We start from the raw sequence: 15,100 nt of genomic DNA on the forward strand, positions 1-15,100 counted from the left end.
TTGAGGTTCGGTAAATGTAATAAAATTAATGTTTAAAATGTCTTGTTCCGGTCATTACCATAGCGAGATTATTATCGTTGCAATAATCTATACTTAGCTGGTCCTTAATGGATCCGCCGGGCTGGATAACGGCAGTGATTCCCGCTTTATCTGCAATTTCCACACAGTCTGGGAAAGGGAAAAAAGCATCACTGGCCAATACTGCGCCATTTAAGTCAAATTCAAAAGAATTCGCTTTTTCAATGCTCTGTCTCAACGCATCTACCCGTGATGTTTGTCCTGTACCGCTGGCCAGTAACTGGTTGTTTTTTACCAGAACAATAGTATTTGATTTTGTGTGCTTGCAAATTTTGGAAGCAAACAACAGGTCATTTAACTCCTGCTGTGACGGTTTATTGTTGGTAGCATAAGTTAAATCTTCTGTAGTATCTGTTTTGGAGTCTTTATCCTGAACAAGAATACCGTTCAAACAGGTGCGTACCTGCTTTTGCGGCAGTTCGGTTTCTTTCTGTACAAGCAAGACCCTGTTTTTCTTTCCTTTTAAAACTTCCAGGGCTTCTTCGGAATAGCCCGGGGCAATGACCACTTCACAAAACAGCTCATGTATCTCTTCGGCAGTAGCCTTGTCTATGTCTTTGTTCGCAATAAGAATACCTCCAAAAGCCGAAACAGGATCTCCCGCCAAAGCATCTTTGTAAGCCTGAAGCAGGGTTTCCCGCTGCGCCAGTCCGCAGGCGTTATTGTGCTTTAAAATGGCAAAAGTTGGGGCTTCATTTTGAAACTCGTTCATCAGGTTTACAGCAGCGTCTACGTCCAGTAGATTGTTGTACGACAACTCCTTGCCGTGCAGCTTATCAAACATGGCCGAAAAGTCACCGTAAAAATGCCCTTTTTGATGGGGATTCTCTCCATATCTTAATTCCAGCCCGCCGTTGAAGCTCTCCTTATAAGATTGCTCTTCGTTATTCAGGTAATTGAAGATCGCAGTGTCGTAATGAGAAGACACGTTAAATGCCTTTGCGGCAAATCTCTTGCGGTCATTCAGGCTTGTCTGGCCTTTTCCTTCAGAAATAATTTCTAAAAATTCGGCGTAATTGTCTACTGAAGGTACACAAATCACATCTTTATAATTCTTGGCAGCTGCCCTGATTAAAGAAATGCCGCCAATATCAATTTTTTCAATGATCTCTTCTTCCGAAGCATTCGAAGCAACCGTTTTTTCAAACGGGTAAAGATCAACAATTACAATATCGATCTGTGGGATTTCATACTGCTCCAGTTCGGCTTTATCCTGCTCGTTTTCACTGCGGTTAAGAATCCCGCCAAATACCTTGGGGTGCAACGTTTTTACACGTCCTCCAAGAATGGAAGGATAGGATGTTATATCCTCTACCGGTACTACATTTATTCCCAGGTTTGTAATAAACTTTTCAGTTCCTCCTGTAGAGTAAATAGTGATGCCCAGCTCGTTAAGCTTTTTAACAACAGGTTCAAGTCCTTCTTTGCTGAAGACAGAAATAAGTGCAGATTTAGCCGATTTTAGGTCGCTCATTGTGTTGGTTTTGTTGAGGTTGCAAAAGTAATTATTTCAGTATAAAATAAAGAGGCTGCCGCTCTTATTTAAATAATTATTTTGTAACGAATATTTAAACCCGGCGTCTTATGATGTGCAGGTTTATAATAATACAGGAAAAGTACCATGTTAATATATCTAAGGGTTCTTAAAGAGAGTTTTTTTTTCGCCATTAACGCTCTTAAAAACAACAAGCTGCGAACCATGTTATCCCTTTTGGGGGTAACTATTGGAATTTTCTCTATCATAGCCGTACTTGCGGCAGTAGATTCTCTGGAGAAGGAGATTAAGGGTAGCCTTAGCGCGTTAGATAACCGCACCATGATACTTACCCGGTTTTCTTTTGGCTCTAATGAGGTGCCACAGTGGAAGAGGGAACAGTTTCCCGATGTGAGTTATGAAGAGTACGAATATTTGAGCCGTAGTGTGCCCGAAGTTTCTGCTATGTCTTACGTGCTTAACGTTCCTCCCGAAAATATTAAGTACAGCGACAAAACTGCCTCAGATGTGGGAATAGCTGCTGTCTCTGCTGAATATTACGACATTGAAGCCCTGCAAATTGAAGAAGGCCGCTTCTTTAATATGGCCGAATCTGTAAGTGGTACTCCTGTAGTTGTACTGGGCCACGATGTGTATGAAAATCTCTTCGGAAGTCGAAACGCCCTGGGCGAACAGGTGAGGCTTTATGGCAGAAAATTTTCGGTGATAGGGGTATTGGAAAAAAAGGGGGCAAGCCTGTTTGGAGGTAGTCATGACACCAATGTTTTTGTGCCGGTGAATGTGGTAAGAAGGATCTACGGCGGAAGCAATCGCGGTACCTTTCCCCAAATTGTGATTAAACCCGAACCCGATGCCGACACTAATGAACTTATAGCATACATTTCTCAACAACTCCGCAACTTTAGAGGCTTGAGGCGCGACGATATTAACAACTTCTTCGTGAATCAGCTGGAGGGTTTTACCGATCTCATTGATAATATGACCGGGCAACTCAATTTCTTCGGACTCATCATTAGCGGTTTCTCCCTTCTGGTAGGGGGCTTTGGTATTGCAAACATCATGTTTGTAAGTGTAAAAGAACGCACCAACCTCATCGGGATCCAAAAGTCGTTGGGGGCCAAGAATAAATTCATCCTCTTTCAGTTCTTGTTTGAAGCGGTAATTTTAGCGGTAATTGGTGGGCTTATTGGGTTGTTCCTCGTGTGGCTTGCATCTCTCATAGTTTCGCAATTTACCGGCAGCTTTGAATTCATCCTTTCTACCTGGAATATGTTTATAGGTACGGCGGTATCGGCAGTTATTGGGCTTATCTCGGGAATTGTTCCTGCAATTTCAGCCTCAAAATTAGACCCTGTAGAAGCTATTAGAACGGGAATGTAAATCCGAATGTACTTTGTATAGCATAATGCTTTTTTATGTATATTTTATTTGTCAATCAATCATTTAAAACAATCATTTACATGAAAAAATTATTTACAGTACTGGCTTTGGGTTGTTCCCTCTTTGCGGCAGCTCAGGATTTTGACCGGCAAAAAATGGACAGCCTTTTTACCGTTGTTGAAAAAAACGACAAGGGAATGGGCAGCTTTGCAATTCACAAACAAGGAGAACCTGTCTACACGAACACCATTGGCTATAGCGATATATCAAAAGGAACTAAAGCCAACGCAAATACAAAATACCGCATAGGATCAATTTCAAAGACTTTTACAGCAGCCATGATCCTGCAATTGGTTGAGGAAGGAAAACTTTCACTGGATACCCGGCTCTCAAAATTTTATCCCGGAATTCCTAATTCCGAAAGCATCAGTATAGAAGACCTTTTAAGGCACCAAAGCGGGCTTTTTAATTTCACTAATGAAGATGCTTATCTCAATTATATGGAGCAGCCAAAGTCGAAAGAGGAACTTCTCGCAATATTCAAAGCCCAGGAGCCGGTTTTTGCGCCCGGCGAGAAAAACGATTATTCCAATACAAATTACGTGTTGCTTTCTTTTGTTCTTGAAGATTTAGACGGAAAGACTTACGCCGAAATCCTGAAAAATCGAATAACCCACCCGCTCAATCTCGAAAATACCTACTACGGAAGAAAAATTGATTCCGGTAATGCTGAAGCTTATTCTTATCAGAAAAAGAAGGACTGGCAACCTGCTACAGAAACCGATCTAAGTATCCCACTGGGAGCCGGGGGTATAGTTTCAACTCCAACAGATCTCAATTTGTTCTTCACTGCGCTCTTCGACAGAAAAGTTCTGAAATCTGACACTTTTGAAAAGATGAAAACGCTTAAAAATGGCTTCGGAATGGGCCTTTTTAGCTTTCCTTTTAACGAGAAGACTTTTTATGGGCATACCGGCGGCATAGATGGATTCAATTCTATGAGTATGTATTATCCTGAAGGAGATCTCGCTGTTTCTTATATTTCAAATGGAACCGTCCTGTCTCCAAACGACATAATGATTGGTGCACTCAATATTTACTGGGACCTTGATTACACTTTACCTTCTTTTGAGCCTGCTATCGAGGTTTCACAAGAAAAGCTTGAGCAATATACCGGCACCTATGGGAGTGAAACCTTTCCGCTGGAAGTAAAGATCTTCATTGAAGATGAAACGCTTATGGGGCAGGCTACCGGGCAACCTTCTTTTCCGCTTGAGGCTTACGACGAAAATAAGTTTCAGTTCACCCGCGCCGGACTCAAACTGGAATTTAATCCTGAAGCCGATAAATTGACATTATTCCAGGGAGGCGGCTCTTATGAATTAACCCGGAAGTAAAAAAGTAAACCATAAAACAAGGGGTGCCAAAAATGTCATTTTTGGCACCCCTTGTTTTTTTTAAATAATTTCAAACTCCCCTTTCCTTAGGAGAGGGGCCGGGGGAGAGGATTAAATGATCTCGGCCACCTTTTCATTCACAAACTCGAGGAAGCGCTCATCTTCTTCAGTAAATGGATCGGGAACATTAGAATCTATGTCGATTTGGCCGATATTTTCTCCATTCTTGAACAAAGGCACTACTATTTCGGCTTTTACATGTATGCTACAGGCAATGTAATTGTCCTGAGCGCTAACATCGGGAACTACAAAGTTTTGATTGGAAACAGCAACCTGTCCGCAGATGCCTTTTCCGAAGGGAATAATGGTATGATCTGTAGGTTCTCCCGCAAAAGGCCCTAATTTTAATTCATTTTTGTCCCCGTTCTTGAAATAGAATCCTACCCAGGTGTAATAATCTACTTCAGCTTTTAAAAGTTCGCACACTTTAGAGAGCCGCTCTTCAACCTGAACTTTATCATTCGCAAGGATTTCAGTAACCTCTTGTTTTAATCTTTCTAATGCCATTGTTTACTTTTTAAGCAAAAGTATTTAAAAAAACAGCTTTTTAAATAGGTATAAATAAATACTTTTGATGAAACCATTGGCTAAATTTTGCGACAACTCCTTCAAAGATACGCGCCGGTAATCCGCTTCATTTTTACCTTTTTAGGAGTTTACCTGCTGTTGGCCCTGCTGTACAACCTCTACCTGCAAAATTTTTATTACCCTGATTATTACCCCGATTTTCTTACACATCTGGTGGCGCTGCAAAGCGAGGCCGTGGTCTCTGCCATGGGGTACCACGCACAGGTGGCGCCGGGTTATCCCGAAACCAACATGCATCTTTTTGTAAATGGCAAGTTTGTGGCCCGTATTATTGAAGGCTGTAATGCCGCAAGTATTATTATCCTTTTTGTCTCCTTTATGTTTGCATTTTCGGGAAAATTAAAGACTACGTTTTTCTTTACCCTGGGGGGCGCCGTAATTATTTATGTAACAAATATCCTGAGAATCGCTCTAATGGCTGTGGGGATCTATGAATATCCATGGCATGCCCGTTTTCTGCATTCTGTTGCTTTTCCGCTGGTGATCTATGGAGTGGTTTTCCTGCTCTGGGTGCTTTGGATCATTATTTACACTAAAGAAATTAAGCATGAAAGGAGTCTTTAAAATTATAATAATTCTGGGCCTGGTGGGAGTGCTGGCAATGATAAGGATATACGAGTACCGGTTTTTTTACGATCCTTTTATGTATTTCTTTGAAAGGGCTTACCAAAGCGGGGAGACTGTAAATTATACTCTTGAGATGTTTTCTAATCTCTTTTTGCGCTTTGTACTTAATACGCTGGTCTCGTTGTTAATTCTATGGGTGGCCTTCAGGAGTTGGGGGATCATAAAATTCTCAGCACTTATTTATGCAGCTTTTTTAACAGTGCTTTTCCCGGTATTTATGTACCTCATGGAAAACGTGGAACCCGGGCAATACCTGGCTGCTTTTTACGTGCGTAGATTCCTGGCCCACCCACTGCTCATTCTCATTTTACTGCCTGCTTTCTATTACTATAGATTGAGTAGGAACATCACAGATGAAGAAAGAATTTCATAATTTAATTTTTACTAAATTTGCATCTTAATGAAGCAAATTTTCCACAATATAGCCTCGTTTGCAATGGCATTTTTAGTGCTGTTCTCTACCGTTTCTTTTACGGTGGACAAGCATTTTTGTGGAGAAATCCTGGTAGATCAGGCTGTTTTTTCTGAAGCAAAGACCTGCGGAATGCATGGCGATATGCCTTCTTCTGCTGAAGATGATTGCTGCGATGAACAGAAGGTCGTAGTTGAAGGACAGAAGGAACTGAAGATCTCTTTCGATGATCTTGACCTGGACCAACAGGTTTTTCTGGCTACTTTCACCTGGTCTTATGCAAATCTTTTTGAAGGAGAAGCTCAGGCCGAAACTCCTTTTTTTCACTACAAACCGCCTTTACTCGTCTACGACATAAATTTGCTCGACGAGACTTTCCTTATTTGATATTTAATTTGATTTTTTGACCCCGCACGCCGGGGTTGCTGTGTTTGTTCACATTTAATCAATTTAATTTCAAAGAATGCTTTCTAAAATAATAAGTTACTTCCTTTATAATCGGCTGGTTACGACTTTGCTGCTAATCTTTATGATTGGCTGGGGAGTGGTCACTTCTCCTTTCGATTGGGATTTTGATCTTCTGCCTCGCGATCCTGTGCCGGTAGATGCCATTCCTGATCTGGGAGAGAATCAGCAGATCGTCTTCACCGAATGGCCCGGCCGTTCGCCACAGGATATTGAAGACCAGATCACCTATCCGTTAACCACTGCTTTACTCGGGATTCCCGGTGTGGAATCTATTCGTAGCACGTCTATGTTTGGGTTTTCCAGCATCAACATCATTTTTAATGAAGATGTGGAGTTCTACTGGTCCCGTACCCGGATCCTTGAGAAGATAAATTCTCTGTCTCCTGGATTATTACCCGAAGATGCACAACCAACATTAGGACCAGATGCAACTGCCCTGGGGCAGGTTTTCTGGTATACGCTCGAAGGAAGGGATACAGCAGGTAATGTCACCGGTGGCTGGGACCTGCACGAGATAAGATCGGTGCAGGATTACTACGTGAAGCTCGGTTTAAGCGGAGTAGATGGAGTTTCAGAAGTTGCTTCTGTTGGTGGATTTGTGCGTGAATACCAGGTAGATGTTGATCCCGATGCTTTAAAAGCATTTAATGTAGGGATCGACGAGGTGATGATGGCGGTACAGAACTCAAACCGCGACATTGGTGCCAAGACTATTGAAGTCAATAAGGTAGAATATTTGGTTCGGGGGCTGGGATATATAGAATCCCTTGAAGATATTGAGAACACTGTGGTCGCAGTGAATGAGAACAAACCTATCCTGATTTCCGATATCGGAGTTGTCACCCTTGGTCCTGCCGAAAGGCGCGGAATTTTAGATAAAGCCGGTGCTGAGGTCGCCGGCGGAGTTGTAGTTGCCCGTTACGGATCTAATCCGCTGGCGGTGATCAACAATGTCAAAGAAAAAATAGAGGAGATCGCTCCCGGAATGCCCACAAAGGTTTTACAGGATGGAACGGTTAGCAAGTTGACCGTAGTTCCTTTCTATGATCGCACCCAGTTGATCCAGGAAACTTTGGGAACGCTTGAAAGTGCCCTTTCTGACGAGATCCTTATTAGTATCATCGTCGTCATCATTCTGGTGCTCAATTTACGCGCGTCAATTCTTATTTCGAGTCTGCTGCCTATTGCGGTGCTCATGACCTTTATCGCCATGCGCTACTTTGGGATAGATGCCAATGTCGTTGCTCTTTCCGGAATTGCTATTGCGATTGGGGTGATGGTAGATGTGGGGATCGTTTTTGTCGAAAATACGCTGCGGCATCTCGAATTTCCTGAGAATCGGGATGCCCGGGATTCAAGACTTCTTGAGGTCATAAGAAACGCGACTATAGAGGTCGGACCTGCGGTTACGACTGCCCTGGCCACAACAGTAGTGAGTTTTCTTCCGGTATTCTTTATGGAACATGCCGAAGGAAAACTTTTTATTCCGTTAGCCTTTACAAAGACTTTCGCTTTAGTAGCTGCATTTTTACTGGGCATTATGGTGCTGCCAATGCTGTCTTACTATTTCTTCTCTTTTAGATTGCAAAAGGAGAGGGTCAACCGCATCTGGAACTACAGTCTTATTGTTGGCGGAATTCTACTGGCAATAATTTTCAGCATGTGGTTGCCTTTAGCTTTAACAGTGATCGGAATTTTAAGGTTACTGGAACCCAGGAGCCGTGGTTTCCTCGGAAAATATACCCGGGAGATCTCACTTTTCATTATCCTGGCGGTAACCATTTTCTTCCTCACTACGCACTGGATGCCGCTGGGAGTAAGGAATTCGATCATTGAAAATTACCTGTTTGTTATTGTTCTGCTGGTAATCACCCTGGCAGCACTGCTGGCTGTGGTAAGGTTTTATGAGCCTATCCTTAACTGGTGTCTGGAGAACAAAAGGTCATTTTTGATGCTTCCGGTGATCACTATTCTTGTCGGATTGTTGATCTGGCAGGGATTTCCGAAGATCTTCGGATTCATTGGTGACGGCGCAGAAAAAGTTGGCTGGGAAATTAGGGAAACTGCAGCCTGGGAAGGTGCTTCCGAAGCATTTCCCGGGGTAGGTAAAGAATTTATGCCAACACTGAATGAAGGTAGCTTCCTTTTAATGCCGACTGCAATGCCGCACCTGGGAATTGAGGGCAGTAAAGAAGTGCTTCAAAAACTTGATATGGCCGTGACCAATATTCCGGAAGTTGAAGTTGCTGTAGGGAAACTTGGAAGGGCCGAGACTGCGATAGATCCGGCTCCTATTTCGATGTACGAGAATGTCATTAATTATAAATCGGAGTACATGCTGAACAAGGAAGGTGAAATGCAGCGCTTCCGGGTAGATGATGAGGGTAATTTTATTCTGAAATCAGGAGAAGCCTTTCCTCATGAAGAAGTGGTCCTTCAGAATATCACAGCTAAAGACCTGATACCTGATGAAGACGGGGAATACTTCAGAAACTGGAGAGACCACATCAATAGCCCCGATGATATCTGGGACGAGATCGTGAGCGCAACCAGGTTACCCGGAATTACTTCGGCTCCCAAACTGCAGCCCATTGAAACCAGGCTGGTAATGCTGCAAACCGGCATGCGTGCGCCAATGGGAATCAAAGTTTACGGGCCCGACCTGGAGACTATTCAAAATTTTGGATTTAAACTGGAAGAGATCCTAAAGCAGGTGCCTTCTGTCAAGGAAGAAGCCGTTTTTGCCGATCGAATTGTTGGTAAACCATATCTGGAACTTGATATTAATAGGCAGAATATCGCCCGTTACGGCCTTAGCATAGAAAAAGTACAGCAAACCATCGAAACTGCCATTGGCGGGATGGAGATCACCACCACAGTGGAAGGCAGGGAGCGATATCCGGTGAGGGTACGATATCCAAGAGAACTTAGGAATTCGCCTGAAGAGATCGAGCAGATCCTGGTACCGACACCTACGGGAGCGCAAATTCCTTTGGGGCAGCTGGTAGAGGTGCGGTACGTAAAAGGTCCGCAAATGATCAAGAGTGAGGATACCTTTTTAGTGGGTTATGTGCTTTTTGACAAAAAAGAGGATTTTGCCGAAGTTAACGTGGTGAATGATGCGCAGGATCTCATTGCTGAAAAAATCGCTACAGGAGAACTGATAGTCCCGCCCGGGGTGAGCTTTGAATTTTCAGGGAATTATGAGAACCAGGTAAGGGCTGTTAAGAGGCTCGCTATTGTCATTCCAATCTCTTTGATCATCATCTTCCTGCTTCTTTACTTCCAGTTTAAAACCGTGATTGCCTCTACGATCCATTTTTCGGGAGTATTTGTGGCTTTTGCCGGCGGATTCATCATGATCTGGCTTTACGGGCAACCGTGGTTTATGGACTTCAGTATTTCCGGAGTGAATATGCGCGACCTGTTCCAAATGGGCACGATCAACCTGAGTGTGGCTGTATGGGTCGGGTTTATTGCCCTTTTTGGGATCGCAACAGATGACGGGGTGCTTATGGGAACATACATCCACCAGGTTTTTGAGAAACGTGATCCGCAAACAGTGCCCGAAGTAAGGGCAGCCGTTCTTGAAGCAGGTAAAAAACGGGTAAGGCCTGCCATGATGACCACCGCAGTGACCATTATTGCCCTTTTCCCGGTTCTTACTTCCACTGGGAAAGGTGCAGATATCATGGTGCCTATGGCAATACCTATTGTTGGCGGAATGGTCATTCAGATCATGACCATCTTTGTAGTTCCGGTACTGCAGGCAATATGGCGTGAGACGGTGGTGACAAAAAATCAAAAGCCCCTCCCTAACCCTCCCCAAAGGGAAGGGAACTTAAATAGTTAAACTATGAAAATGGATTATAAAATATCATTTTTGACAGGTCTGTTTTTCCTGTACTTCGGAAGCATAGAGGCTCAGACGCTGGAGGATTACCTGTTGATCGCTGTGGAAAATAATCCGCAGGTCAAAGCTGCATATTCCGAATTTGAGGCGGCCCTGCAGGAAGCGCCGCAGGTGAAGAGCCTGCCCGATCCCACCCTCACCGTTTCGGCCTTTGGCCAGATGGTGGAGACACGGCTGGGGCCACAGGAAGCCCGTTTTTCTATCATGCAGATGTTCCCCTGGTTTGGAACACTTGAGGCACGGGAGAATGTAGCAACTTTAATGGCCGAAGCTAAATTCAAGGCTTTCCTGGAAACCCGCAATGAGATCCTGTTGCAGGTGAGCAGTAAATACTATGAACTTTACGAGCTCGGGCAACAGCTGCAGTATCAACAGGAGAATCTCGACATACTTCAGAACTATAAAGACCTTGCGCTTTCACGGGTAAGTGCCGGCAGTGGAGCATTGTCTGATGTTTTACAGGCAGACATTATGCGGAATGAATCTATTACAGGCTTGGACGTGATCAGGCTCAGAAAGGATGTGCTGCTCGCGCAGTTCAATGCTTTGCTGGACCGCGAAAGATCTGAAGCAGTAGTAGTGCCAAATGAGGTAGAAACACTTCCTGAAAACGCCATTTTTGACACTCTTGTTGATAACAACCCTCAGCTGGAGGAACTGGAGAATATGGCGGCATCGGCCCGGGCACGCGAAGAACTGGCGAAAAAGGAAGGAATGCCGAATGTGGGGCTGGGACTGGATTATGTAATTGTTGGGGAAAGAAGGGATATGGCAGTTGAAGACAATGGCCGCGATGCCATTATGCCTATGCTCACTGTGAGCCTGCCCATCTTCCGCGGAAAGTATAAAGCCGAGCGTAAACAGGCGGCTTTTTTGGCAGAGAGTTATGAGCAGCGAAAAGAAGGTTTGAAAAATCAACTTTCAGCAGAAATGGAGGCGGCTTTTTTTGAAGTCCGGGAGGCGCAGGCTATGCTGCAGCTTTACAGGCGACAGGTGGAAAGTTCGGGACAGGTCCTTAACTTATTGCTTTCTTCTTACCGAAATGCAGCTTCAGATTTTGAGGAGGTGTTGCGGGTGCGGCAGGAACTTTTAAAATATCAGCTGGCGGTAGCAGGGGCAGAGGCCAATTATCTCACCGCACTGGCAAGAATCGATTATTTATCGGGTAAAACTTTAGATTATGACAGGCAGAAATAAAAATATACTCATCATAGCCGGTACACTGGTGGCAGGGATCCTGCTTGGCTGGCTCTTTTTTGGCGGCAGTGATGATGCCGAAGTGCATGACCACAGCTCAGAAGTTGGGCAGGAAACTATCTGGACCTGCTCCATGCACCCACAGATTCGGGCAACTGAGCCGGGGAAATGTCCAATCTGCGGAATGGATCTTATTCCGCTGGAAAGCTCCGACGTAATGGAAAATCCCGATGCAGTTCAAATGACAGAATACGCTATGAAACTGGCCAATATCCAGACGCAGGAAGTAGGGAACACTTCCGCAGAAAGGGAGATAGAGCTTAACGGGAAAGTGGTGGTCGATGAAAGGATCTCCTACACCCAAAGTACACACGTTCCGGGAAGGATAGAAAGGCTGCTGGTCAATTTTACGGGTGAGGAAGTCCGCAGGGGACAGGCGCTCGCAGTAGTTTATTCTCCCGAACTTGTTACCGCCCAGGAAGAACTTTTACAGGCCTATGCCATTCGCGAGTCTCAACCTGAACTTTTTGAGGCCGCTAAACAAAAGCTGAGAAACTGGCGGATTGGTGAAAACCAGATCAACCGGATCCTCGAAAGCGGAAAGGCCACAGACCGTTTTACCATCACCGCCGATGTGAACGGCGTGGTGACCGAAAAATTAGTAGAGGTAGGAGATTATGTGAAACGAGGAATGCCGCTATACCAGATCGCCGACCTTTCAAAAATGTGGGTTCTTTTTGACCTTTATGAGCGGACCTTAAATATGGTAGATGTGGGAGACACGGTAGAATTTACTGTAGCTTCCATTCCGGGTGAAACTTTTACCGGGACAATAAACTTCATAGATCCCATAATTGACCGTCAAACCAGGGTAGCCACTGCAAGGGTAGAGATTTCCAATATTGATCAAAGACTAAAACCGGAAATGTTTGTCTCGGGGGTAGTGACAGGAGGTGGTGATGATAAACCAGCTTCAGGATTAACTATTCCGCGGTCGGCAGTACTGTGGACCGGGAAGCGCAGCATCGTCTATGTGAACGAAGGCACTGCAAATAATCCTCTCTTCGTGATGAGGGAAGTAGTGCTGGGGCAACTCCTGGGATCCTCTTACGTGGTGCAGGAAGGACTGGCCGCAGGAGAAGAGATCGTGGTAAACGGAACTTTCACCGTAGATGCTGCCGCCCAGCTTGCAGGAAAACCGAGTATGATGAACCCGGTAACGGCAACTTCAGCCGCAGCACAGGTTGATGTAAGGCAGTATCTACAGGATAGCGGGTATGACTACAGGGCGCAGGCTTCCAAAGAATTTCAGCAGCAACTGGATCTGCTCGTTAGAGATTATCTTCAGCTAAAAGATGCCCTTGTAGAGGGGCAGGCAGAAGAAAGTCTTAATTTTACAAAGCAGTTTGTAAATACGCTTCAGCAAATCACCGAAACAGGAATGGCGGGAGAAGCAGAGGCTTTTTGGAAGGAAAAGAAGAAGTTCCTGTTGCAACATTCCGAAGAAGGTTTGAATACGACCGACTTGCAAAAGCAAAGGGAGAATTTTGTTTATCTTTCTGAAGCAATTATCAAAACCGTAGCTGCTTTTGGAACAGGAGATAAAACCGTTTACGTAGATTATTGCCCTATGGCAAATTCAGACAAAGGTGCGTACTGGCTAAGCGACGTGGCCGAAATCAAGAACCCATATTATGGTGATACCATGCTCACCTGTGGCGAGATTGTTGAACAAATTAAATAATAACTAATCATAAAATCGAGAAAAAATGAAAAGAACAAAAATGACAATTATGGCTTTGGCAGGAGCTTTTATAATGGCTTCATGCGGAGAGACTAAAAAAGAGAACGAAGTGGAAGAGGTAGCAATGCCAATGCAAAATGAGATGCATATGGAAGAGACCGGGGATCACGATATGGATAACATGAGCGGGAACCTTGATGACGGCCAGTCTGTTGCCGTTGAATTCAATAATGAACAGGTGGGCACCGCCTATCAACACTACATGCACGTGAAAACTGCATTGGTGAATACTAATGCTGAAGAAGCTATGAGCGGTGGGAAAATGCTTGTTGAAGCATTAGCTAACGTAGAGAACAATGCCCAGGCTCTTGAAGCGGCACAAACAATTGCCAATTCTGCCGAAATCAATGCGCAAAGAACCGCTTTTGAAGATCTTTCTATGGCGATGGAAGGAATGTTAAAAGGTGCAGTGAAATCGGGCGAAGTTTATAAGCAGTACTGTCCTATGGCTTTCGACGGAAAAGGGGCTTTCTGGCTGTCTTCTTCAGAAGAAATTAGAAACCCGTACTACGGCGACAAGATGCTGAAGTGTGGAAGGGTTGAAGAAACTATTAGCGGAAGCTAAGGGTGAAATTGTTCATCAAAAATATGGTTTGTAACCGCTGTAATATGATGGTGAAGTCTGAACTTGAACAGTTCGGGCTTCATCCTCTTACAGTAGAACTCGGGATGGCCGAAGTAGAGCGCGAACTTTCTGCGGAAGAAAAAAAGCTGCTGAATGAGCGCCTGGAAAAACTCGGTTTCGAACTGATTGACGATAAGAAGACCCGGCTCATTGAGAGCATAAAAACCACGATTGTTGAAATCATACAAAATCCTGCACACCTTCCAAAAATGACATTTTCGGAACACCTTTCCGGGAAGTTCCACCAGGATTATTCTGCCCTCAGCAAACTTTTTTCTGAAGTACAGGGCGTAACGATTGAGCAGTATGTGATCAATCAAAAGATCGAAAAAGTGAAGGAACTGCTGGTGTACGATGAGCTTTCCCTAAGCGAGATCGCACATCAATTGAACTATTCGAGTGTCTCCCACTTAAGCAAGCAGTTCAAAAAAGTAACAGGTTTAACGCCCACCCATTTTAAGCAGGTTAAGGAAAACAAGCGTACACCTCTCGACGAACTTTAAGTAAACGAATTAACCAACAACAAAACCAAAGTAAGATGTTTTCAGAAGATAAAAAACAGGACAAAATGGGCAAGAGTAATTACCGAAATTTCTTTTTAATGCTGGGCTTGTCCTTTGTAGCTATGTATATCACTATGTACATGAACACCTATGAATGGGACCATATTTATTTTAGTTTGACCCGCTTTTATATGGCTTGCCTTGGAATTTCGGCCATGGCGGTTATTATGCTCTCCCTCATGTTGAAAATGTATAAGAATAAGAAGAAAAATATAGCAATATACGTCGGCAGCTTAATTTTATTCGTGTCAGCATTAGGTTTGGTGAGAGCTCAGCAGCCTATTATTGGAGATGTTTTGTGGATGAAGGCCATGATCCCTCACCATTCAATTGCAATATTGACCAGTAAGCGGGCAGAAATAAGTGATCCTGAAGCTAAAAAATTAGCTGAAGAAATTATTGAGGCTCAGGTCAGGGAAATTGCTGAAATGAAGAAGATAATCAAACGCCTGGAGAATAAGGAGGAATAGGAGAATCTTACCATAAATTTCCT

Annotated in this window: 13 protein-coding genes; 11 read left to right on the forward strand and 2 right to left on the reverse strand. The window is 44.0% G+C overall.

Annotation, left to right across the window (positions count from 1 at the left end; translation table 11 throughout):
- Positions 1 to 25: 25 nt before the first annotated feature.
- Positions 26 to 1,552: a bifunctional phosphoribosylaminoimidazolecarboxamide formyltransferase/IMP cyclohydrolase gene (gene purH / locus VS868_RS09635; RefSeq protein ID WP_345597057.1), complete on the reverse strand. Its 1,527-nt coding sequence runs from the start codon at positions 1,550 to 1,552 to the stop codon at positions 26 to 28.
- 147 nt (positions 1,553 to 1,699) lie between these two features.
- Here purH and VS868_RS09640 point away from each other — a divergent pair, with 147 nt between their 5' ends.
- A complete protein-coding gene (locus VS868_RS09640) occupies positions 1,700 to 2,953 on the forward strand; it encodes an ABC transporter permease (protein WP_266069338.1) in 1,254 nt (417 codons plus the stop codon).
- Between the two features lie 80 nt (positions 2,954 to 3,033).
- Positions 3,034 to 4,350, forward strand: a complete 1,317-nt coding sequence (locus VS868_RS09645) for a serine hydrolase domain-containing protein (RefSeq protein WP_345597060.1) — start codon at positions 3,034 to 3,036, stop codon at positions 4,348 to 4,350.
- Positions 4,351 to 4,461: 111 nt separating this feature from the next.
- Here VS868_RS09645 and VS868_RS09650 read toward each other — a convergent pair whose 3' ends face one another.
- Positions 4,462 to 4,917 (reverse strand): GAF domain-containing protein, encoded by a 456-nt coding sequence (locus VS868_RS09650; RefSeq protein WP_266069336.1) that lies wholly within the window; start codon positions 4,915 to 4,917, stop codon positions 4,462 to 4,464.
- Between the two features lie 87 nt (positions 4,918 to 5,004).
- On the opposite strand from VS868_RS09650, the gene xrtF reads away from it, so the two are divergent.
- The 9 genes from xrtF to VS868_RS09695 all read left to right on the forward strand — a co-directional run bounded on the left by xrtF (position 5,005) and on the right by VS868_RS09695 (position 15,077).
- Positions 5,005 to 5,562: an exosortase family protein XrtF gene (xrtF, locus tag VS868_RS09655; RefSeq protein WP_345597063.1), complete on the forward strand. Its 558-nt coding sequence runs from the start codon at positions 5,005 to 5,007 to the stop codon at positions 5,560 to 5,562.
- Positions 5,546 to 5,998, forward strand: a complete 453-nt coding sequence (locus VS868_RS09660) for an exosortase F system-associated protein (RefSeq protein WP_345597065.1) — start codon at positions 5,546 to 5,548, stop codon at positions 5,996 to 5,998. The genes xrtF and VS868_RS09660 overlap by 17 nt, the downstream gene beginning before the upstream one ends.
- 27 nt (positions 5,999 to 6,025) lie before the next feature.
- Positions 6,026 to 6,424, forward strand: coding sequence for a hypothetical protein (locus tag VS868_RS09665; protein ID WP_266069333.1), 399 nt, complete (start codon positions 6,026 to 6,028; stop codon positions 6,422 to 6,424).
- Between the two features lie 76 nt (positions 6,425 to 6,500).
- Positions 6,501 to 10,358: an efflux RND transporter permease subunit gene (locus tag VS868_RS09670; RefSeq protein ID WP_345597068.1), complete on the forward strand. Its 3,858-nt coding sequence runs from the start codon at positions 6,501 to 6,503 to the stop codon at positions 10,356 to 10,358.
- A gap of 9 nt (positions 10,359 to 10,367) precedes the next feature.
- Positions 10,368 to 11,615, forward strand: coding sequence for a TolC family protein (locus tag VS868_RS09675; RefSeq protein WP_345597070.1), 1,248 nt, complete (start codon positions 10,368 to 10,370; stop codon positions 11,613 to 11,615).
- On the forward strand, positions 11,599 to 13,359 hold the full coding sequence (locus VS868_RS09680; RefSeq protein WP_345597072.1) for an efflux RND transporter periplasmic adaptor subunit: 1,761 nt from the start codon (positions 11,599 to 11,601) through the stop codon (positions 13,357 to 13,359). Before VS868_RS09675 ends, VS868_RS09680 begins: the two co-directional genes overlap by 17 nt.
- A 25-nt stretch (positions 13,360 to 13,384) precedes the next feature.
- Positions 13,385 to 13,984: a DUF3347 domain-containing protein gene (locus VS868_RS09685; protein WP_345597074.1), complete on the forward strand. Its 600-nt coding sequence runs from the start codon at positions 13,385 to 13,387 to the stop codon at positions 13,982 to 13,984.
- A gap of 44 nt (positions 13,985 to 14,028) precedes the next feature.
- A complete protein-coding gene (locus tag VS868_RS09690) occupies positions 14,029 to 14,547 on the forward strand; it encodes an AraC family transcriptional regulator (protein ID WP_345597076.1) in 519 nt (172 codons plus the stop codon).
- Positions 14,548 to 14,582: 35 nt separating this feature from the next.
- Positions 14,583 to 15,077 carry a DUF305 domain-containing protein gene (locus tag VS868_RS09695; protein WP_345597078.1) on the forward strand — a complete coding sequence of 165 codons (495 nt, stop codon included), beginning with the start codon at positions 14,583 to 14,585 and terminating at the stop codon, positions 15,075 to 15,077.
- The last annotated feature ends 23 nt before the right edge of the window (positions 15,078 to 15,100 follow it).

Source organism: Salinimicrobium sp. 3283s, assembly GCF_039602225.1.
Taxonomy (GTDB): domain Bacteria; phylum Bacteroidota; class Bacteroidia; order Flavobacteriales; family Flavobacteriaceae; genus Salinimicrobium; species Salinimicrobium profundisediminis.

What these genes read in the sequence shown, in the direction of transcription:
- VS868_RS09650 (WP_266069336.1), bottom strand. Translation starts at nt 4,917, where the DNA reads ATGGCATTAGAAAGATTAAAACAAGAGGTTACTGAAATCCTTGCGAAT.
- VS868_RS09675 (WP_345597070.1), top strand. Translation starts at nt 10,368, where the DNA reads ATGGATTATAAAATATCATTTTTGACAGGTCTGTTTTTCCTGTACTTC.
- VS868_RS09685 (WP_345597074.1), top strand. Translation starts at nt 13,385, where the DNA reads ATGAAAAGAACAAAAATGACAATTATGGCTTTGGCAGGAGCTTTTATA.
- VS868_RS09640 (WP_266069338.1), top strand. Translation starts at nt 1,700, where the DNA reads ATGTTAATATATCTAAGGGTTCTTAAAGAGAGTTTTTTTTTCGCCATT.
- VS868_RS09645 (WP_345597060.1), top strand. Translation starts at nt 3,034, where the DNA reads ATGAAAAAATTATTTACAGTACTGGCTTTGGGTTGTTCCCTCTTTGCG.
- VS868_RS09680 (WP_345597072.1), top strand. Translation starts at nt 11,599, where the DNA reads ATGACAGGCAGAAATAAAAATATACTCATCATAGCCGGTACACTGGTG.
- purH (WP_345597057.1), bottom strand. Translation starts at nt 1,552, where the DNA reads ATGAGCGACCTAAAATCGGCTAAATCTGCACTTATTTCTGTCTTCAGC.
- VS868_RS09665 (WP_266069333.1), top strand. Translation starts at nt 6,026, where the DNA reads ATGAAGCAAATTTTCCACAATATAGCCTCGTTTGCAATGGCATTTTTA.
- VS868_RS09670 (WP_345597068.1), top strand. Translation starts at nt 6,501, where the DNA reads ATGCTTTCTAAAATAATAAGTTACTTCCTTTATAATCGGCTGGTTACG.
- VS868_RS09690 (WP_345597076.1), top strand. Translation starts at nt 14,029, where the DNA reads ATGATGGTGAAGTCTGAACTTGAACAGTTCGGGCTTCATCCTCTTACA.
- VS868_RS09660 (WP_345597065.1), top strand. Translation starts at nt 5,546, where the DNA reads ATGAAAGGAGTCTTTAAAATTATAATAATTCTGGGCCTGGTGGGAGTG.
- VS868_RS09695 (WP_345597078.1), top strand. Translation starts at nt 14,583, where the DNA reads ATGTTTTCAGAAGATAAAAAACAGGACAAAATGGGCAAGAGTAATTAC.